Genomic DNA, 20694 nt, shown 5'->3' with positions numbered 1-20694 from the left:
ACTAACCTGACTATGTGATCACTTTATTCGCTAATTTTTGATCATGATCCTGAAAGGACTTGGTTTTTTAGCTTCAAGCTGTTGTAACTTGCTAATTGATTTAGGGCCAAATACATGCCCTTTTGGTAGTAAAAGAATTCCATCGTAGTTTCTTAGTGCATGACCTAAAACCATGCCATTTTTTAGTTGTTGAGCAGAGATAATTTTCATAGTGCCAACTTGCTGATCACTGGCACAGGTTATTTTTAAACTGCCGAGGGTTTCTAAAATCTTCGGGTGATAGTAGGTGCCACTGTATAATTGCAATTGGTCAAGCGCACTTTCAAACTTGCTGTTGTCTTGCACATTTATATGGGCGATTGTTTGCCAAAAGTCTCTAGCCACCGCTAAAATCATTGCGGTAATCGGTATTTCTTTACCTTTTAAGCCTTTGGGTATGCCTGAGCCATTATAGTGTTCAAATTGATAATAAATAGCCTCAGAGACATCATGTAAATGTGGTGCAGGCATAAGCATTAACTGGGCTGTACTTGGGTGAGTATAAAATAACTTTTTTTGGTTTTCTGTAAGCTCTCTGGTTGGCTTTTTATAAAGCTCTGGCTCCATTGCTAGCAGCCCTATTTGCGCAAGGTATCCAGCCATTTCAGCCATTTCGATGTGTTGCTTATCTAAACCAAGTTGCTCTGCAATTTGCTTGCTGGTAGTGGCAATGTTTTGTGCTTGCATACCGTCTAGATAAGGGTTTGCATTAATGAAGTTGTATAAAATCTCAAAGGTTGTGCGGTGCTCGTGTTTTTCACGCTCGTTTACTTCTTCGAGCTGTTTGAGCACTTTACGAATTTGTAGAGTTCGCTTTTCGACCATTTGCTCAAGGTTATTGTTGAGCTCTTTTAGTTGCGCATTTTGTGCTTTTATTTGCTGTTCGAGGCGTTTGTTTTCTCGTTTAAGAGAGGTTTTTTCAATGCCATCACTAATATTGCGAAGCAGTAACTCGTTCTGCCAAGGTTTTTGAATATAAGCATGGATCTTACCTTTATTGACTGCGGCAATGGTATTGTCGATGTCTGAGTAACCGGTCAATAAAATACGTTGTGGATCTGGTGCAATGCTAAGTGCTTGAGCAAAAAACTCCGCGCCATCCATCTGTGGCATGCGCATGTCACAAATAATCACATCAAAATTATAAGCTGCTAATAGCGTAAGACCCTCTGTCGGATCTGCTGTCGCTTTTGCTGAGATATTATGTGCAGATAACAACCTTAATAAAGTGCGTAAAACAATTTCGTCATCATCAATGCATAATACTTGAATATGCTCTTTGCTTACTTTTTCTGCCATAGCGATTTACTGTGAACCATCGTTAATCAATAACATAGCCTTAAATCTAGGCTTGTGCTAGGTTTTAAGTGATACAGGCTAAAGTTTGAGAGAAAAATGAATGACTTTAAGCAAGCTTATTTATTAGAAAAAGCAGCTAGGGAAGAGGCAGAGCAACTGTTAGCAGACAAGAGCCGTATTCTTGTTGCATTAAACAGTGAGCTTGAACAAAAAATTGCAGACTTAGAGCGTCATCAAGCAATGTTTATTCAAGCAGAAAAAATGGCGACTTTGGGAACACTATGCGCTGGGGTTGCCCATGAAATTAACAACCCCCTTGCTTATAGCATTAGTAATGTCGATACCCTTAAGGAGTATTGCAATTACTTCAGTGCATTATTAGCTAAATGTGATGAATTTGCCTGTAGTGAAATGGATAAAGCGGCGTTTTGTCAGCAATTAACCGATTTAAACAAGGTACACTCTGTTCGTTATTTAGCAGATGATTTGCCTGACTTAATAAATGACACTGCGCAAGGTTTACAAAGGATCAGCAAGATCGTTGCAAATTTGCTCGATTTCTCTCGACCAAAGGGCCATAACAAACAGTTTGCTGATATGACTGATGCGGTAAAAAGTGCAGTTAAGTTATTAGCGAATCAACTTAAAGAATGCGATTTACAAACTGACTACCATACGATTTCTGAGAGCTGGTGTAATTTAGCAGCTATCAGTCAAGTGATTGTGAATGTATTAATAAATGCAAAGCAAGCTTGTGATGCGAGTAGCTCAAAAGCGCAGATCACTGTGTCGGTTTATGAACTTCAACATCATATTTATATTGATGTTGAAGACAATGGCGTGGGGATGTCAGCAGAAACTATCGCTAAAATATATGATCCTTTCTACACGACCAAACCGGTAGGGGAAGGCACTGGAATGGGAATGACCATGGTTTATGCGATAGTGCATGATCATCAAGGCACTATTGAAATACAAAGCACAGAGGGAACGGGCACGCGCATTAGTTGTGTATTTCCAGTGCAAAGTCACGTTAGAGATGTGGTTAACTAATTGACACAATTTAAGTTGTTGCAAAACGCTGTAGATTCGATAGTGTAAGACTAAGTACTGACCAACATTAAATATAAAGGCACGCTATGTTTAACACAGAAAGCTCAGAAGTATTGAAAAACTATCTCGCAAGTCAAAGCGAGACGAATCAAGTTAGTTTAGATCAGGTCATTGGATTTATGGCTGGACTGCTTGCCTGCTCTGAGTTTTTTGGTGAGTCAGAGCTTGCAAATTATATCGCTGATAACGATGAATCAATATTCAATACATTAATGACCGATTCAGAGCCGCGCGATGCAATGATTGAGTTACTTGATAATGTGACAGAAGCTCAAGTTGAGCAAAAGAAAATACTTGCTCATTTATATTCCAATGATGCTGATGCAAATGAACCTAGCCAAGCATTACAAGACTTTTGCAGCGGTTACATTGCTGCATACATAGTTAATCAAGATATTTGGCACAGTGACTTACAGTTTTTACTGCAAGCTGATGAGCAAAAAGAAGCCAGTGAAGAAGGGCAGCTTTTCATTGATAACTTTGAAGCTACACTCGATTTATTAACTACTTTTGCAATGTGGGATCAAGCACTTGCTAATCACCCAGAGCCAGAAAAATTGGGTGAAGGGTTTGCGACTTTTTTTGCTGCATTAGACGAGAGTTTAGCCGAAATAGCCACCATGGCCTTAATGCTCGAAGATGAAAAGCTGGCGATGTTAGAGCAAGATCAATAAATAGATTGAGTTGGTAGAGATAAGTAAATGGTTGCATTAATTTGCTTATTTCTACTATTAATTGAATAATTCCTCCCTTATAAAATCTATTAATCATACAAATAGAAAAAATTATACCTAAGTCGTAACAAATTTTTCTTTCATTTCATTTTTTTGTTGATAGGATGTTTCCCAAGGGGTAACTCGCAGGCTTGAGTTAGCTTTCAATTTTTGATTTTTAAAATCAACATTACGTGCTTAGTGCTTTTCCTTAACTTCTCCAAAGGGGCGTCTTTTTGATTTAAGGAAAGCCAGAATATCAACAGGATACACATGACAACACATTCTTTAAGTATGCTGGCCGTAGCGGTCAGTGTGGCTGTTTCTGCGACTTCAGTGCAGGCAGCTGAGCAAGCATCTGGCGTAAAAGCAGATAAAAATATCGAACAAATCTCTGTATTAGGCTCACGAGTTGCCAATCGTACGGCTACCGAATCAACATCACCGGTTGATTTGATTGATGCTGACGATTTAAACAAAGGTGGTTTCACTGAACTTGGCCAAAGCCTGCAAGCGACGGCTCCTTCTTTTAACTTTTCTCGTACGCAAGTGTCAGATGGCTCTGACTTATTTAGACCTGCAACTCTTCGAGGCTTACAGCCAGACCAAACGCTAGTCCTAATCAATGGTAAGCGCCGTCATAATCAATCTATTTTTGGTTTAAATGGTACTGTCGGTGCCGGTGCTGCGGGTACTGATATGAACGCGATTCCACTTACCGCTTTAAAAGGCGTTGAAGTACTTCGTGATGGTGCTGCGGCTCAGTATGGCTCTGATGCGATAGCCGGTGTTATCAACTTATCGCTAAACGATTCAACAGGTGTTACAACGGGTTATGTGCAAGCAGGTAGCACAGGTGAAGGCGATGGTGACACCCTATCAATGGGTTTAAACCGTGGCTTTGATTTAGGCGATGAAGGCGGCTTCATTAACTTTTCTTTAGAATACCGTGATGCTGATGGCACCAACCGCGCACAGCGTGATATCGGTGGCTCAGTTGATGTACCAGCTGGCACGCTGTCTGACGAAGTTCGTTGGGGGCAAGGTAACGCAGATAGCGAATTTACGTCTGTGTTTTATAACATGGCGTTACCACTTGGCGAGAGCGAACTTTACTCATTTGGTGGATACTCAAACCGTACGGCATTAGGCAATGGTTTTTACCGTAACTTTGACCAAGCAGCGAAGAACGTTGTGCAAGTATATGGCGATGGCTTTTTACCTCGCATCGACAACGAAGCCGAAGATATTTCGTTTTCACTTGGGCTGCGCGGTGAGCTAAACCCAGATTGGAGCTATGATGTTTCGGCCGTATATGGTGAAAATAGCTATGATTTCAACTCAAAAAATACTCTAAATGCCTCGTATGCTGCTGAATATGTGGCGAATAACCCAGGTGCAAGTGATGCTGATATTGCGGCAAATGCTGGCCCTTCAGGTGGTTACTCAGGTGGTTTTAGATTTGATCAAACAACAGTAAATGCAGATTTAAATGGTATTGTTGATATTGGTCGCAGTGAACCTGTTTATGTGTCGATGGGTGCTGAATATCGTAAAGAAAATTACGAAATCGTGCCGGGCGAAGAAGCGTCTTATGCGTGTGGCTTAGCAAATTCAGATACCTCATATCCAGCGGTTAACGACAGCAGCGTATTTGCTGAGTGTGGCTTCCAAGCTTATAACGGTTTACGTCCTGAAGCGTCAAACAAAGAGAGCCGTCACAGCTATGCATTTTATGTTAATGCCGAAACACTGATCACGGACGCATGGCAGGTAAGTACAGCGCTTCGTTATGAAGACTTCTCTGATGCCGGTGATGACATCATTGGCAAGCTAGCAACTCGCTATGAAATTACCGATGACTTTGCTGTTCGTGGTGCGATTTCTTCTGGCTTTAGAGCACCATCACTACAACAAAGCGCCTATACAGCTTACACCACAAACTTAGGTGCTGGTGGCGTGTTATTGCAATCATTCACTGCAACAGCGGGATCTGATTTTCCGTCAGCCCTTGGCGTTGATAGTCTTGGGCTTGAGAGCTCAGAAAACTTAAGTGCGGGCTTTGTTTATAATGTAACAAGCGATTTATCACTGACCGTTGATTTTTACCATGTTGCAATTAAAGACAGAATTACCCTTGGCAGCTTAATGTCGGCGGACGATGTTTCGTTTAGCGCCGAAGCGGTGGCGGCACTTAATGCAACAGGTGCACAGCAAGCTAACTACTTCTCAAACTCGGTTGATTCAACCACCAAAGGGGTTGATATTATTGCCTCATACCGTACTGATTTGTATGACGGTAATTTCTCAGCAACCTTTGCAGGTAACATTAACGAAACCGAAATTGATGATGTGAATGCGCCAGAAGGTGTTCCTGAGTCAATCGCTCTTGATGATTTACAACGTAGTTTCTTAACGGATGGTCAACCAGGTGAGCGTGCAACACTAACATTTGAATACGATCGTGGCGATTTCAACAGCATGCTACGTTTTAACTACTACGGCGAAACAGACGTTAAATACTTTGGTAATGACCACATAGGTTTACCTGATGAGTTATCGCCTACTGGTGAGTTTAAAGACACAAGCACGGTTGAGTCAGCAGTATTAGTTGATGTTAATGTTGGTTATCAGCTAACTGACGAGCTGATGCTATCGGCAGGTATTGATAATATCTTTGATGTAACACCAGACGAGTTAGGCGAAGATGAAGCGCTTGATTTTATTACGAATAAAGCATTTAAGTACCCTGTACGTGCATTGCCTTATGGTTTTGATGGTATGACTTACTACGCAAAACTAAGCTTTAGTTTTTAATTCCTAAGTTGAAATGAAGCTTAAATAGCGCCTAACGGCGCTATTTTTTTGTTTAATTGTAGTATGCGACATTTGTCACTATAATAAATGACAAGTGTCGAATTCGACGAGGTGTAAAATGAATGCTGTAGAAACTGATTATTTAGGCGTGGTTACTGATGGCAGAGTAACAATTCATTCTAATACAATTGATGAGATTAATGTTGCAACACAAGGTGTAACTGTCAGTGCGATTAGATCACTCGCTAAAGAGCTGAATTGGGATGCCAACATTTTAGCAACCTCTATTGGCACCACGACCCGTACACTTGAGCGCTACAGTAAAGACCGAAAACGTTTAAGTGCTAAGCTGAGCGAAAATGCTTTAGAGATTGCACGTATTTCATCGCAAGGCATTGCCTACTTTGGTGACGTTAAACGTTGGAATGAGTGGCTTAATACACCCAACATTCAATTTGCGAATCAAGAGCCAAAGTCAGTGATCCATACTATCCGTGGCCGTGAACTGATAAAGCGAGTGATAATGGGGCTTGAGTACGGGTTCACAGCTTAATGATTTGCTACCGAATAGCACCGAAAGTTCATAATGACATGGCTAATGCGTTATCTGGGCTTGGTGGTTTATATGCACAGGGGCGGTGGCATTTTGTAGGTAAACCCATTGTTTATACGGCGAGCTCGCGCTCTTTAGCAATGCTTGAGCGATTAGTGAATGACACAACCGACATATTAAGTAAAAACTTGAGTATCACCACGATTCAAATCCCTGATGATCTTAAGATTATTAGGCTAGTAGCGAGCGAACTGCCAAAAGCATGGGATGATCACCCCTATATTACAGACACTCAGGCATTAGGTTCTGATTGGCTAGCATCGATGGAAGCAGCCGTGTTGCAAGTTCCTTCTAGTTTATGCCCCGACGAATACGATTTTTTAATTAATCCATTGCACACAGACATAAGCAAAATAAAATGCATTGATAGCAAAGACTTTTTCTATCCAAATCGGTTGGCTGTAAAGCTTTGAATTAGTTAGCGAGGGGAAAGGGTAAAGTTAGCGAGATGCGAGTTTGTAGCAGCGATTTTATATCGCGTTTTATCCTATTCAATGCAGTCTCTTTGAGAGTATTTGTTTGCTCTGTGTAGCGCGAAGCGCCTCTGTGTTCTCTGCGGTTCAAATTATTTTCACAAAGAGAAGTTAATGAGAAGACAACGAGGAAACCCAAATTAACTTCTCCAACCTTCTTCTCAGACGCAGCCAGTAACCTATTTATCGAGACTAACTGTTTGCTAGATCTTTTTTCGAACCACAGAGGACATAGAGAGCACAGAGAAAGACAAGGAGTTCTCTAAAGCGCAGCGCCTCTTATCCTCTTTGTGAAATTACCTTCTCTGCGCAGCGCGCAGCTCCTCGGTGCCCTCTGTGGTTCAAATATCTATATTCACATAGAGAACTGAATGAGAAAACAACGAGATAATAGTTAAGCCAATTAGTTATTTTCCTCTAAAGCGCAGCGCCTCTTATCCTCTTTGTGCATTAAGTTTCTCTGTGTAGCGCTCAGCGCCTCTGTGTTCTCTGTGGTTCAAATTATTTTCACATAGAAAAGTTAATGAGAAGAAAAAGAGGAAGTGAAAACACCTCCTCCATAATTGTAATATTTTTGCTATTTCGAACTACTAACAACTCGCTCGCATATCTCGCGCATTTGTTGTTTTATTTTAGGTTCTTTTTCTTCAAACAGTTTATTAATGCAATCGATATAGGCTTGGTTCTCTTCAAACGGTACGCCTATTTCGTAAGCGTCTGCTGCTTCTCTAAGCATCTCTTTATCAAATTCACTGAAGATATCGACCATTTCTTGGGCTTTTTCTCGCTCAATACCAAGCGCTTCAAAAGCAGAACGGCCCATCCGCATAGTGCTGTCGTACGTTTCGCGAATAATATCGCGACAACCGTATGTCCATAATTCATACACATGGTGACGGTCTACTGCACGGGCAACAACATGTAAATGCGGGTAATTTTGCATAGCATAACGCACGAGTTTAGTTATTTGCTCGGCATCATCAAGTGCTACAACCAGTAATTTTGCATCCTCAATGCCAGCTGCACTAAGTAAATCTGGACGAGTTGCATCACCAAAGAAGTTACGAATACCAACATGTTCAAGTGCTTCAAGTTGTTTATAATCAATTACGGTGGTGTTATATCCACCTGCTTGCAAAATACGGTCAACAAGGCCACCCATTCTGCCTGAGCCTGCAATGATCACATGGCTATCATCAGGAAACTCTTCTTCATCTCGCTTGGCTTGCTCACAAATAAAGCGAGGTGCTATCACACGTTGATACAGAATGAATAAGCCCGGTGAGAGCAGCATTGATAAGGTCACAACTAGTAATAACTGGTCGGCAAGGGCTGCTGCCAATACATTGTTAGACACACTGTAAGCAAGTAATACAAAACCAAATTCACCAGCTTGCGCAAGCCCCAGTGCTAGCAACCAGAGTGAGGCGCCCCTAAGCCCAAAAATACGGCCTAAAATTAACAACACAGCTGTTTTAGTTGCAATCAGTGCCCCAGTTAATAACACAATAGTAGCGAGGTTATCAGCGAGTAATTGAAAATTGATGCTGGCACCAACGGTAATAAAAAATAGACCTAGTAATAGCCCTTTAAAGGGATCGATATTGCTTTCGAGTTCATGTTTATAAGGTGAATTTGCAAGCACAACACCTGCCAAAAAAGTGCCAAGCGCAGGTGATAAGCCAACCAATGACATCATCAAAGCGATACCAATAACAAAGAATAAAGCCGTTGCGGTAAATAGTTCACGAAGCCGTGCTTGTGCGACAAATCTAAAAATGGGTGCGGTTAAGTAGTTACCACCAAAGATCACTAGTGCAATCATACCCAAGGTTACCAGCGCAGCTTGCCAGCCCTCAAGATTTGCCACTAAACTTAAACCAGCATGCGCGTCTTCGCTTGCATGGGCTGTATCTGCAATTGCGGGCGCTAATTCTGGTAAAGCAAGCAATGGAATAAACGCAAGCATAGGTATTACAGCAATATCTTGGGTGAGTAATACGCTAAATGAGGCTTGGCCGCCATCTGACTTTAACAGCCCGCGCTCTGAAAGTGTTTGCAGCACAATCGCGGTAGATGAAAGCGATAATATTAAGCCTATTGTAAGAGCTGTTTGCCAAGCATGGCCAAACGCTAAGCCTATACCGGTAAAGGCGGCAGCAGATAAAATCACTTGCCCACCACCTAGACCAATAAGCTGTTTTCGCATAGACCAAAGTGCTTTGGGTTCAAGCTCTAAACCAACAATAAATAGCATCATTACCACACCAAACTCAGCAAAATGCTGGATGGCAATCACATCAACATTTAAAAATGTCAGTGTTGGCCCAATAACAATACCTGCGAGTAAGTAGCCAAGCACAGAGCCAAGCCCTAATTTACTTGCAATAGGTACGGCAATAATGCCGGCCAGAAGAAAAATGTAGGCGATTAAGAGAAAGTCAGTCATCGTAATCCTGTTTTTTTAATTAACTATGGTTGTTTTTGCTAGTTTTGCCAGCAGTTAGGTAGTGAATGCAATCAAAATGCGAATTTAGTCTATAAAATGACAACAAGGCATGATGTTTAGTAAAAGTGCTTAAGACAAAGTGAGGGGTAAAAAATCATTGTTTTTTCTTAAAAATCGCTTGCGTAGAGTTTGGCTAGGTATATACTCGCAACACATTTAATAGGAGCAAAAAATGAGCAAAAAGAAACAACGCACACAAGGCCAAGTTGATACTGGTCGCGGTGTAATTAACGACAATGTGTACGCCGCAATGGTGACATCTAAGCTGTTTACAGCAAAAGTAGAGAAACCAAAAAAAGGTAAAGGTGCTTATCAACGTAAGGCAAAACATGCAGGACGAGAGTCCTATTTAATCGCTGCTTAATTAAGTTGTGATCAAATAGGATTTTTGTGAAAAGCAAACACTGAGTGTTTGCTTTTTTTATGACTAAATTTCGTGTTAAGAATAATTTTCACTCAATTTTTATAGAAATTATTACCTGAAAACTAATTTATTCGTTATATACCCATAATCGATACGGTAATTATTTTCGGCTACCCTCACACAAACGTTGCTTGTTTTTTATACAAGCCAGAAGTACCGTGCTTTCCATGGTTAAAATATTGTTAACTTTGTGTTCATTCTTACTCGGTAGAATCATCCTCGTTTTTGCTTTTTGATAAAAATAATTAATTCTTTTTTAGTAGTTTTAACTGAATCTCGCATCAAAAAGTGTGTTTATTTTACCCTTTAAAGGTAAATACAAGCTTGACGTAATAGCGCTTTGTGTTACTTTAAAGTTGGATTTGTAAAATAAATGTTATTAAAACTTTGGGCGGAGGGAGCGAATGAGCTCGCATAAATTAATAAAAAATGCCTTTAAACTGAGTGCGCTGTCGCTAGGTTTATACGGCTTTACAGCACAGGCTGCGATTGATTGCAGCAACTTAGAAGTGTGGCAACAAGGGCAAACACATGTTGGTGGTGATCAGGTTCAGGCACAAGGTAGCGCTTATGAAGCGAAGTGGTGGACGCAAACCAATCCTGTGGAGACCTCTGGTGTCGATCAAGAGTGGCGTTTGTTGGGTGCTTGTGACAGCGTTGTCAACGAAAATCAAGTACCTCAAATTAGCAGCTTAACACCAGTAGAAGGTTCTTTATTTACTAGTGGTGACAGCGTTGTCATAAATGTGGTCGCTGTGGATCCGGATGGCAGCGTGGCAAATGTTGAGTTTTTTGTTGATGGTACATCGCTGAGTGTTGTGACAAGCGCACCTTATTCAGCGAGCTGGCAAGCAACGCAAGGCAGCCATGTGATAAGTGCGGTCGCAACGGATGATTTAGGGCTAACCTCTACAGCGGTCGCACATTCAGTGAGTGTATCTGATGACGTTGAGCCGGTTAACCAAGCGCCCGTGGCGAGCATTGAATTTAGCTCACTACCATCACAAGTAACGGTGGGTGACAGTGTGATGTTTGCGCTTTCTGGCACTGATAGCGATGGCCAAGTAACTGCGTTATCGTTAACTGAAAACAGCACTGAAGTTCATCAAGCCAGTGCCGCTTCTTCAAGTTATACGTGGCAGGCTCCAGCACTTGGACAATTTTCATTTACCTTAACGGTGACCGATAACGAAGGCGCGACGAATACGCAAAGCAAAGTTGTGAATGTTGTTGAAGCAACAGAACCTGGTAGCGATTGTAAACCGCAAGGCTTATACCAAACACCGGGTGTGAATACCCCATACTGTAGCGTGTATGATACAAATGGCCGTGAGAAAATGGGCGCCGATCATCCACGTCGAGTTATTGGTTATTTTACGAGTTGGCGAAATGGTGCCAATGGTCAGCCAAGCTACTTAGTGAATGATATTCCTTGGGACAAGATCACCCATATCAACTATGCCTTTGCGCATGTTGATGGCAATAACAAGGTCTCGATTGGTGATCCCAATGCAGCTGGCAACCCAGCGACAAATATGACTTGGCCGGGCGTTACAGGTGCTGAAATGGATCCAAGTTTTAGTTACACAGGTCACTTTAACTTACTCAATAAATTCAAAAAACAACACCCAGATGTAAAAACCTTAATCTCTGTAGGTGGCTGGGCTGAAACAGGTGGTTATTTTGGTGAAGACGGTACTCGCGTAAACAGCGGTGGTTTCTACACGATGACAACCAATGCCGATGGCTCTGTGAACCAAGCGGGAATTGATGCTTTTGCGAAAAGCGCGGTTGAGTTTATTGAAACCTACGGTTTTGATGGTGTCGATATTGATTACGAATACCCATCGTCAATGAACGACTCAGGCCACCCTGATGATTTTCCTATCTCTAATGCGCGTCGCGCAGGCCTTAATGCATCGTATCGTGTATTGATGCAAAAACTACGTGAAGAACTTGATATTGCAGGTGAAAAGGCAGGTAAGCATTACTTATTAACGATTGCTTCACCATCTTCAGGTTACTTATTACGTGGCATGGAAACATTCCAAAGCGTGAAGTATCTCGATTACGTTAACATTATGTCTTATGACTTACATGGTGCATGGAATTCACATGTAGGCCACAACGCAGCCTTGTTTGATACCGGTCTTGATTCTGAATTAGCGCAATGGGGCGTTTATACCACCGCTGAGTTTGAAGGAATTGGTTACTTAAATACGGATTGGGCTGTGCGTTATTTCCGCGGCGCGGTTTCTGCGGGTCGAATCAATATTGGTATTCCATATTACACCCGTGGCTTTAAAGATGTATCAGGTGGTACTAATGGTTTATGGGGCCAAGCAGCGCTACCCGATCAATCAAAATGTGCGAAAGGGACAGGCGTTGGTGAGAAAAACCAATGCGGTAATGGCGCACTTGGCATCGATAACCTATGGCACGATAAGAACGATGTTGGTGAAGAAATGCCTGCAGGTTCGAACCCACTATGGCATGCGAAAAATCTCGAAAATGGTATTAATCCATCTTACCTTGAAATCTATGGTTTAACGCCAGAAACCGATGCAGACGATGTATTAACAGGTACTTACACACGTTTCTATGATGATGTAGCGGTTGCTCCATGGCTTTGGAATGCAGAGAAAAAGGTTTTCTTATCAATTGAAGATGAGCAATCAATGGCAACCAAAGTTGATTATGTTATCAACAATGGCCTTGGCGGCATCATGTTTTGGGAGCTTGCCGGTGACTATGATTATGACTCAGCGAAAGGTGAGTACTTCATGGGCTCAAGCTTAACCACACTTGCTTACGATAAATTTAACCAAAGTGGTGTGGCTTATAACACTCATCAAGGTAATGTTGATTTTACCATTCCAAGCGAAGCGGTTGACGTAAGCTTTACGGTGAAAGACTTCCCAATTGGTGATGATAACTATCCGATTTCACCTACATTCGCATTCACGAATAACTCAGATATCGACTTAAGCGGCGCGAAAATCAGCTTTGATGTGCCTGTTTCTACCTCTGCAATTTTCAAATCAAATTGGAATGCACAAGAAAAGCTCGGCATGGCTGTTGAAGCGAATGGCTCGAATGCAGCTGGCGATAATATCGGCGGCTTTGAAAATGAGTTCCATCGTTTTTCAATCACCTTAGTGAATGAGTGGGGCGGTATCGAAAAGTCATTTAACACAGGTGAAACCGTTGAGGCACAAGTTATGTACTACATGCCAATTACGGGGCCAACTAACTTCACGATTGAGAAAAATGGCAAAACCTACGCCTTCAAATACGAATACCCAATGCTACCAGATGGCACTGCTGGCAGTGGTGATACTGGCGGTGACACCGGTGGTGATACGGGTGGCGAGGGAAGCTGTAATGGTGTTGATGTAGCAAGCATCCCTGTGTATCCAGATTGGCCGCAAACTGATTGGGCTGGTAATCCAAGCCATGCTGTTGGCGGCGACCTAATGAATCACAACAACGTGATTTACGAAGCAAAGTGGTGGACGAGCACAGAGCCAGGCACATCTGCTGACTGGACGGTGAGTTGCACGCTTTAACCAACTAAGCGGAGCAAGGACTTTGCTCCGCATTTCTACAGCGAGAACAACAATGAATGTAATGAAATCAAAGGCATTGTCTTTATCGGCAGTGGCAACCAGCATGCTGCTTGCCTGTGTATCAAGCCATGTGAATGCCCACGGATTCTTAGAAAGCCCAAAGGCACGCCAAGCATTTTGTAATGCTGATGGCGGGTACTGGTGGCCTGCTGATGGCACGGGGATCCCTAACCTTGCTTGTCGGGCAGCGTTTGTTGAAGCAGGGCATGTGCAGTTTGTGCAAGACATTGAATACTCGGCAAATACGGTTAACTACACTGACCTTGAAGCAGTAAAAAAAAGTGTACCTGATGGCCGATTATGTGCCGCAGGCGACCCAGAAAAACGCGGTATGGATTTACCTTCAGCGCATTGGCAACGCAGTGAGGTTATTCCTAATGCAAATGGCGATATTTTAGTGCGCTTTTTAGCGAGTACGCCGCATAACCCGAGTTTTTGGCAGTTTTATTTAACAAAACCGGGCTTTGATAGTGCGACTCAAGTGCTTACTTGGGATGACCTAGAGCTTGTTGAAGAGTACGGTAATCTTGATTTTAGCATTGATGCTAACAACGACCGTTACTATGAAATGAGCGTGTCTATTCCACAAGGGCGCAGTGGCGATGCCATTTTATACACGCGTTGGCAACGAGATGATGCCGGTGGCGAAGGCTTCTACAACTGTAGCGATATTAATATCGTTAGCGATGCGACCCCGACAAAGCCAAGCGATTGGACAGCAATCAGCTACTTTGTTCGTCAAGGGCAAAACGGCGAGGTTGGCGGTAGTGTGTCAGCGCGATTATTTGATGAAAATGGTCAAGAGTTACTTACTCAACAAATGCAGATCACAACTGATAATCAAGCTAATTGGCAGGCTGAATTTGCAGCGCTGTTAAACCTTAATTACGCGCACTTAGTTAATATTGGCGTGCAAAATAGCGCTGGAGATATTGCCTTTGATGCTACAGATTTACTGATAAATCAAGTCTTTACAACGAATGCAAACTACAGCTTTGCACTAAGCGTACAAGCTGCACCTGATAATACCGCGCCGATTATTCATCAACCAGATGACCTTCAAGTCGAAGAAGGCAGTAGCACCGCGATACACCTGCACGCCTTTGATGATCAACAAAGCACATTAACTTATAGCTGGGATATTCCTGCACCACTGAGCTTTACGGGCAGCGATGCCAACATCACGCTAACTGCCCCTGCTGTGGATGCTGATGCAAGTTACACCGTGAGTGTATCTGTGTCAGATGGCGAACTCACAAGCCAAGTAAGTTTTACCGTGACTGTACTTAATAGCACTGTAATCGACCCTAACCCTGTTGATCCGAGCGTGCCTGCTTGGAATAGCACAAGCCAATACAACACGGGCGATAAAGTGAGTTTTAACGGCGGAATCTACAGTGCGAAATGGTGGAACCAAGGCGCACAACCAGACAGTAGTGATGCATGGCAGCTTGAATCTGGCAGTGCATCAATCGAGTGGAACAGCGGCAAAGCCTATCAAGGCGGCGACGAAGTAACCTATCAAGGACAGCGCTATCGAGCGCAGTGGTGGACCCAAGGAGATGTACCGGGTGCCAGCCAAGTATGGACAGAAATCTAAAGTTTTGTAGTTCAAACTTTATCAATAACAGCGTAACGCTATATAAAAACAGATAAGAGAGAATCATGAATATAAAACAATTAAGCGCAGCCATTGGTGTTGCACTCTTTGCAAGTGCAGCGAATGCAGCACCTTCAACACCAACCATTATTTGGGAGCCACAAGAGTACTCATTTGTTGAGGTTGATCTTGAAGGCACCGGTTCATATAAGAGCTTGGTGAACCGCGTTGATGAAGTCACTATCAGCATTGAATGGAACGCATGGAGTGGTGACGGCGGCGACAGCTATAAAGTGTACTTCGATGATATGTTGGTTAATGAAGGCTCGCTGGCAGCAGGCACTAAAAGTGGTGTTATTAGCTTCCCGTATGATAAAGCTGGTCGTCACACATTATATGTAGAACTATGTGAAGGCGGTACCACCTGTGCTCGCAGTGAAGGTAAGCCAATTGTTATTGCCGATACAGATGGCGGTCACTTAGCGCCATTGCCGATGGATTATGATCCAAACAACCAAGATATTGGCACCAAAGATGGCCTTGTAACCGGTGCCTACTTTGTTGAATGGGGTATTTATGGTCGCGATTTCGACGTAACTAATATCCCAGCGCAAAACCTCAGTCATATCTTGTATGGATTTATTCCAATTTGTGGACCTAATGACTCGTTAACAGGTGGGCCTAAAAACGCGTTAAATACTGCCTGTGCTGGCTCGCAAGATTTTGAAGTGGTGATCCACGACCCTTGGGCTGCGATTCAAAAAGCGTTACCAGGTGTTGATAGTAATGACCCAATTCGTGGTACGTATTCGCAGTTAATGGCGTTAAAGCAGCGTTACCCTGATCTGAAAATTTTACCATCAGTAGGTGGTTGGACTTTATCAGACCCATTTGCTTATTTTACCGATAAAGCAAACCGCGACACATTTGTGGCATCAATGGAAGAGTTTTTAAGAACGTGGAAGTTCTACGACGGTGTTGATATTGACTGGGAATACCCGGGTGGTCAGGGTGCTAATCCAAACTTAGGCGACCCAGTTGCTGACGGCCCAGCATACGTAGCGCTGATGCAAGAGCTGCGCGCGATGCTTGATAAGCTTGAAGCCGAGACAGGTCGTGAGTATGAGTTAACATCAGCGATTGGTGCAGGTTACGACAAAATTGAAGATGTCGACTACTCACAAGCTCAACAATATATGGATTACATTTTCTTAATGAGCTACGACTATTATGGTGCATGGAGCAATGTAACAGGCCATCAGGCTGCGCTTTATTGTTCATCGCATTTCCGTGTTGGTCAGTGTGATGGCACAGGTGTTGATGAAGAAGGCGTTCCATATAAAGGCCCTGCTTATACAACTGATAATGCAGTGCAAACTCTACTCGCGCAAAACGTACCATCGAAGAAAAATTGTGGTGGGTACTGCTATGTATGGTCGTGGTTGGGAAGGCGTTTATCCAGAAAACGCGACTATCGCTGATAACCCAATGACAGCCCCCGGTAATGGCAAACTAAAAGGCACTACAGCGCAAGGTGTATGGGAAGACGGTGTTATCGATTATAAAGGCATTAAAACCTACATGCTGGGCGCTGCAGAAAATGGCATAAATGGTTTTGAAACAGGTTATGACGAACAAGCCGAAGCCGCTTATGTATGGAACCGTAGTAACGGAAAATTAATTACATACGATAACCGTCGTTCAGTTTTGGCAAAAGGTGCTTATGTTAATCAATATAATCTAGGTGGCCTGTTTGCATGGGAAATTGACGCAGATAATGGTGATATCCTCAACGCAATGCATGAAGCACTTGGCGGCACAGTCACTGAGCCTAGCAATAGAGCGCCCGTGCTATCTGTATCAAGCACCGTATCTGTTAACTCAGGCGAAAGTGTATCTGTTAGTGCATCGGCAACTGACGCAGATAACGATCCACTAAGCTTTAGCTGGACTGCTGACAGCGCGTTAACAGTAACCGGCGAAAATTCAAATACCCTTGTTATTACTGCGCCATCAGTGACTGTTGATACGCAATACACGGTTGCTGTGAGTGTGAGCGATGGCGAGGCAAGTGTTAGCCGTAACGTCACTGTGAATGTTGTAGCACCAACAACAGGCGAGAACCAAGCACCAATTGTTGCGGCAATTGCTGATAAAACAGTGGCAGAAGACGCGAGTGTGGACGTGGCTGTTTCGGCATCTGATGCTGATGGCGATGCACTTTTATACAGCTGGGCAGTGCCAGCAGGCTTAACGTTAGTGGGCTCAGGAGCTGATGTGAGTTTACAAGCGGGCAGCGTTGATGCAGATACTAGTTATGTTGTATCGGTTTCGGTAAGTGATGGTCAAACTGCAACAGCAGTGAGCTTTAATGTCACCGTGACAGATTCTGGCACAACAACTCCGCCAGATGGTGAAATCAGCTGGAGTGATACTGCAATCTATGTAGGTGGTGATAAAGTAACGTACAACGGCGTAGAGTACACAGCTAAGTGGTGGACACAAGGTGATCGCCCTGATTTAGGTGGCCCATGGGAAGCAACTTCACAACCAACCGACGGTAATGGTGATGTTGTGTGGCAAGCGGCGGGTATCTACAACGGTGGCGACCAAGTCACTCACCAAGGCAATAAATACGAAGCGAAATGGTGGACTCAAGGAGACGAGCCAGGTGTCGCGGATGTATGGAAAGCACTTTAAGTGTAATAACCACATTTAATGCCCATCATTAAAATGTGATTTCCCTTCAAAGCAGCCTTATGGCTGCTTTTTTGTGGGGGGAAGTTAGAAAGGGGAAAGAAACTTTCAGCTTTCAGCCTTCAGCGGTCAGACGACCTGTAGCAGCGGCTTTATGCCGCGACAATTAAAGTGAAATGTTTGAAATTTATTTCGCGGGAGGAGTATTTAAACCACTAAAATAACTTGTAGGTCGGGCTTTAGCCCGTTTATGTTAACGGTTTTGTGTCGCCATAAATGACGACCTACTCCGCCTTCAGCGGTCAGACGCGCGAAACAAGTTTCACGCCTACATGTAGCAGCGGGTTTATCCCGCGTCATCAGGTTCTGGGTTCTAGGACGTGATGTAAAATCTCTGCTACAGACTCGTATCTCGCACCTCGAATCTTGTAACTTTCCCCTTGAAGCTTGCTAACTTTCCCTCTTACCCCAGCGAATTTTCCTTTGTCTGCTTGCTAACTTTCTGTTTCTCATTTCACACACTGGTCTTTCAGGTATTATCAACCATACTTGAATAAAGCGGTCTGTAGGTAGTTAAGCTAAGGTGGGTTGATGGGGTTAAAAGCGCTGTTTTTACTTGTTGTTGCTGTAGTAAGCAACTCGGCTTTTAGCTGCAATAAAACCTTAAAAGTGGGAATTAGTCAGCAGTGGGCGCCGTATACTTTTACGCAAAATGGAAAGCTCACAGGTATTGATATAGATGTGGTTAACTTAGTACTTAAAGAAGCTGGGTTTTGCGCTAAATACGTCATTATGCCTTCGTCAAAACGGGGCTTTGCTGAACTAAAGCATGGCAATGTTGATCTGTTGCCTGCGGCGAGTTATAGCAAAGAACGAGATACATTTAGTTATTTTTCAGAGCCTTATCGTCTAGAAGTCATGCGGTTATTTTGGTATCCGAAACCATTTTTAGAAAAGCTTGATCTGCAAGGCTTGCTTGAACAACAACAAATTATCTTATCAAACAGCGGTAGTTATTATGGCCCCGAATTTTCACACTTTAGTACTGTGGAAAAATATAAATCGCAGCTGATCACTGTCCCTTCGTTACGTCAGCGCGTTGCTATGCTTAGCGCTAAGCGGGTTGATTTTTTTATTGATGACGAATTAGCAGGGCTTTATTTAATTCAAAATAATCAACACAGTGGTATCGCCCTTCACCCCTATATAATACACAATAACGATGTGTATTTGATGCTGAGTAAAGTAACTTTGGATGCTAATGAAAGGGCTGCGATTAGCCAAGCAATTGTGTCGAATAAGCAAGCGATAAAAGAAATTATCGCTCGCTATGTTACAAATTAACCTAAACGCGTAACACGAAGCTTTATGCGGCCCGCGTTTGCACCATAAAAGCGGTTTAGGTCGTTGGCAAAAGGGCAAAACTCACCCGATTTTGCAATCCGAATATCGGCACCTTCGGCAATCTCAAACAAGTTTTCGTCGTTGTTGTCTATTGCGCCAATCAGCGCAAACCATTGTGCGTGTGGCAAACGTCTAAATGGTTCAAGCACTGCCATTGGAATTTCTTTCACTCCAAGTTGAATATTGTCGCGATGCCAACCGCCGGGCCCACAGCTGATACCATCGTCATACCAAATTTGTTCTGGGTAGGGAGTGAATCGATAGGTACCACCTTGCTCTAACATTAAGCCTGTATGATTGTACTTTTCGGCGCCATACACAAATACATCTTTACTTTCATCTATGCTAAGTACCGTCATATTTTGTTTATCAAGCGCAATATGTGGGCTTAATCCTGTAAAACTTAAACGAGTTTCATCACTGTAAAGTACATCATAATTAAGGCTCTTTAGTGATTCAGGACGGTAACTTGTTAAGCGATTGATACGTTCTGCAACTGTGTAATGAATAGTAGGTGGGTGTTCGCTTTGTTCGTTATCAACCAACACGCAACACTCGCGATCTACAAGCTTGAATAACGGATTGAACCAAAAATAATTTTGCTGATGGCTCAGAGCAAGCGGATCTGGGGTTACTGTCACATCATCTTGCGCTATCAAATTGCGATGCTCAGCAGGGAGCAAACTGTTGTAGTTTATTTCTGCGCTTGTCAGTAGATTAAGTGAGACACTTTGTTCAATTAACCACTCAATGGCATAACGTAAGCAAATATCTGCTAATCCATCACGATAATAACCGCCACCTACGTCTGAATGAGCTCCCGCAAACCATATTTCTTCAACATGGGGGGCTTTGTTAATTAATGTTGGCTCAAAAGCACGGCGCTTTTCATCAAGAGCCACGCAATGAAGGGCTGCTTTTATATTGCTTGCTAGCGTGTAGTTTTCAAAAATAACATGCTCTGCACCGCGGGTTGCTTTAGTTACTTTTGAAAAACCAATTGAGGCCACAGTGTCAAATACACAAAGGTATACGTCATCACTGATCAGTGGTTCAAGGCATTTTGCAAAGCGCCGCGCAAGAGCCGCACCGCGGCTAAAACCGGTTAGTAAAACTTTATCACCCACAGCGTAGTAGCTTTTAAAGTCATTCATTGCACGGTTTAAAATGCTGGCAACGTCATCACCTCTAGGAGCTAAGGCCTGGTTAAATAAACGCTTAAAGCGACTACCTTGAGTACCTATACCTTGGTAATAAAAACTAAGCTGGCTCGGGAAGGGGGTCTCAGGTTCACTATTTAGTGCACCGCCAAACAGTAAATGAAGTTTGAGAATATTTGAGATACTGGCGTCTTCTTTGAAGCT

The 20694-nt window shown here is 43.0% G+C and carries 12 protein-coding genes and 1 pseudogene; 10 read left to right on the top strand and 3 right to left on the bottom strand.

Going from position 1 to position 20694, the window contains the following annotated elements:
• Positions 1–30: 30 nt before the first annotated feature.
• Positions 31–1338, bottom strand: a complete 1308-nt coding sequence (locus tag L1264_RS17750) for an HD domain-containing phosphohydrolase (RefSeq protein ID WP_138558201.1) — start codon at positions 1336–1338, stop codon at positions 31–33.
• Positions 1339–1434: 96 nt separating this feature from the next.
• On the opposite strand from L1264_RS17750, the gene L1264_RS17745 reads away from it, so the two are divergent.
• The 5 genes from L1264_RS17745 (at position 1435) to L1264_RS17725 (ending at position 7007) form a co-directional block, all read left to right on the top strand.
• Positions 1435–2391: a sensor histidine kinase gene (locus tag L1264_RS17745; RefSeq protein WP_135926733.1), complete on the top strand. Its 957-nt coding sequence runs from the start codon at positions 1435–1437 to the stop codon at positions 2389–2391.
• Positions 2392–2477: 86 nt separating this feature from the next.
• On the top strand, positions 2478–3125 hold the full coding sequence (locus L1264_RS17740) for a UPF0149 family protein (RefSeq protein ID WP_135926734.1): 648 nt from the start codon (positions 2478–2480) through the stop codon (positions 3123–3125).
• Positions 3126–3437: 312 nt separating this feature from the next.
• Positions 3438–5981: a TonB-dependent receptor plug domain-containing protein gene (locus tag L1264_RS17735; RefSeq protein WP_199527455.1), complete on the top strand. Its 2544-nt coding sequence runs from the start codon at positions 3438–3440 to the stop codon at positions 5979–5981.
• A gap of 118 nt (positions 5982–6099) precedes the next feature.
• Complete coding sequence (gene parS, locus L1264_RS17730; RefSeq protein ID WP_199527456.1) at positions 6100–6534, top strand: type II RES/Xre toxin-antitoxin system antitoxin; 435 nt, start codon at positions 6100–6102, stop codon at positions 6532–6534.
• A complete protein-coding gene (locus L1264_RS17725; protein ID WP_199527457.1) occupies positions 6534–7007 on the top strand; it encodes an RES family NAD+ phosphorylase in 474 nt (157 codons plus the stop codon). Before parS ends, L1264_RS17725 begins: the two co-directional genes overlap by 1 nt.
• 637 nt (positions 7008–7644) lie before the next feature.
• Here the strand turns inward: L1264_RS17725 and L1264_RS17720 are convergent.
• Positions 7645–9516 (bottom strand): monovalent cation:proton antiporter-2 (CPA2) family protein, encoded by a 1872-nt coding sequence (locus L1264_RS17720; protein WP_235404321.1) that lies wholly within the window; start codon positions 9514–9516, stop codon positions 7645–7647.
• A gap of 232 nt (positions 9517–9748) precedes the next feature.
• On the opposite strand from L1264_RS17720, the gene arfA reads away from it, so the two are divergent.
• From arfA to L1264_RS17695, 5 genes and pseudogenes are all read left to right on the top strand, one after another.
• Positions 9749–9940: an alternative ribosome rescue factor ArfA gene (gene arfA, locus L1264_RS17715; protein WP_054563243.1), complete on the top strand. Its 192-nt coding sequence runs from the start codon at positions 9749–9751 to the stop codon at positions 9938–9940.
• Between the two features lie 464 nt (positions 9941–10404).
• Positions 10405–13569 (top strand): glycosyl hydrolase family 18 protein, encoded by a 3165-nt coding sequence (locus L1264_RS17710; protein ID WP_235404319.1) that lies wholly within the window; start codon positions 10405–10407, stop codon positions 13567–13569.
• Positions 13570–13630: 61 nt separating this feature from the next.
• On the top strand, positions 13631–15229 hold the full coding sequence (locus L1264_RS17705; RefSeq protein ID WP_235404317.1) for a lytic polysaccharide monooxygenase: 1599 nt from the start codon (positions 13631–13633) through the stop codon (positions 15227–15229).
• A 65-nt stretch (positions 15230–15294) separates the two neighbouring features.
• A pseudogene (locus tag L1264_RS17700) lies at positions 15295–17929 on the top strand (glycosyl hydrolase family 18 protein).
• Between the two features lie 588 nt (positions 17930–18517).
• Complete coding sequence (locus tag L1264_RS17695; RefSeq protein WP_199527462.1) at positions 18518–19270, top strand: substrate-binding periplasmic protein; 753 nt, start codon at positions 18518–18520, stop codon at positions 19268–19270.
• On the opposite strand, the gene L1264_RS17690 is transcribed toward L1264_RS17695, so the two are convergent.
• Positions 19267–20694, bottom strand: a 1428-nt coding sequence (locus L1264_RS17690; protein WP_235404315.1) for a phospholipase effector Tle1 domain-containing protein, incomplete at its 5' end; no start/stop codon positions are given. The two genes, L1264_RS17695 and L1264_RS17690, sit on opposite strands and share 4 nt — an antisense overlap.

This window comes from Pseudoalteromonas sp. APAL1, from assembly GCF_021532475.1.
Taxonomy (GTDB): domain Bacteria; phylum Pseudomonadota; class Gammaproteobacteria; order Enterobacterales; family Alteromonadaceae; genus Pseudoalteromonas; species Pseudoalteromonas lipolytica_C.
This window is presented reverse-complemented; position numbering and strand designations above follow the sequence as displayed.

What these genes read in the sequence shown, in the direction of transcription:
- L1264_RS17750 (WP_138558201.1), bottom strand. Translation starts at nt 1,338, where the DNA reads ATGGCAGAAAAAGTAAGCAAAGAGCATATTCAAGTATTATGCATTGAT.
- L1264_RS17745 (WP_135926733.1), top strand. Translation starts at nt 1,435, where the DNA reads ATGAATGACTTTAAGCAAGCTTATTTATTAGAAAAAGCAGCTAGGGAA.
- L1264_RS17740 (WP_135926734.1), top strand. Translation starts at nt 2,478, where the DNA reads ATGTTTAACACAGAAAGCTCAGAAGTATTGAAAAACTATCTCGCAAGT.
- L1264_RS17735 (WP_199527455.1), top strand. Translation starts at nt 3,438, where the DNA reads ATGACAACACATTCTTTAAGTATGCTGGCCGTAGCGGTCAGTGTGGCT.
- parS (WP_199527456.1), top strand. Translation starts at nt 6,100, where the DNA reads ATGAATGCTGTAGAAACTGATTATTTAGGCGTGGTTACTGATGGCAGA.
- L1264_RS17725 (WP_199527457.1), top strand. Translation starts at nt 6,534, where the DNA reads ATGATTTGCTACCGAATAGCACCGAAAGTTCATAATGACATGGCTAAT.
- L1264_RS17720 (WP_235404321.1), bottom strand. Translation starts at nt 9,516, where the DNA reads ATGACTGACTTTCTCTTAATCGCCTACATTTTTCTTCTGGCCGGCATT.
- arfA (WP_054563243.1), top strand. Translation starts at nt 9,749, where the DNA reads ATGAGCAAAAAGAAACAACGCACACAAGGCCAAGTTGATACTGGTCGC.
- L1264_RS17710 (WP_235404319.1), top strand. Translation starts at nt 10,405, where the DNA reads ATGAGCTCGCATAAATTAATAAAAAATGCCTTTAAACTGAGTGCGCTG.
- L1264_RS17705 (WP_235404317.1), top strand. Translation starts at nt 13,631, where the DNA reads ATGAAATCAAAGGCATTGTCTTTATCGGCAGTGGCAACCAGCATGCTG.
- L1264_RS17695 (WP_199527462.1), top strand. Translation starts at nt 18,518, where the DNA reads ATGGGGTTAAAAGCGCTGTTTTTACTTGTTGTTGCTGTAGTAAGCAAC.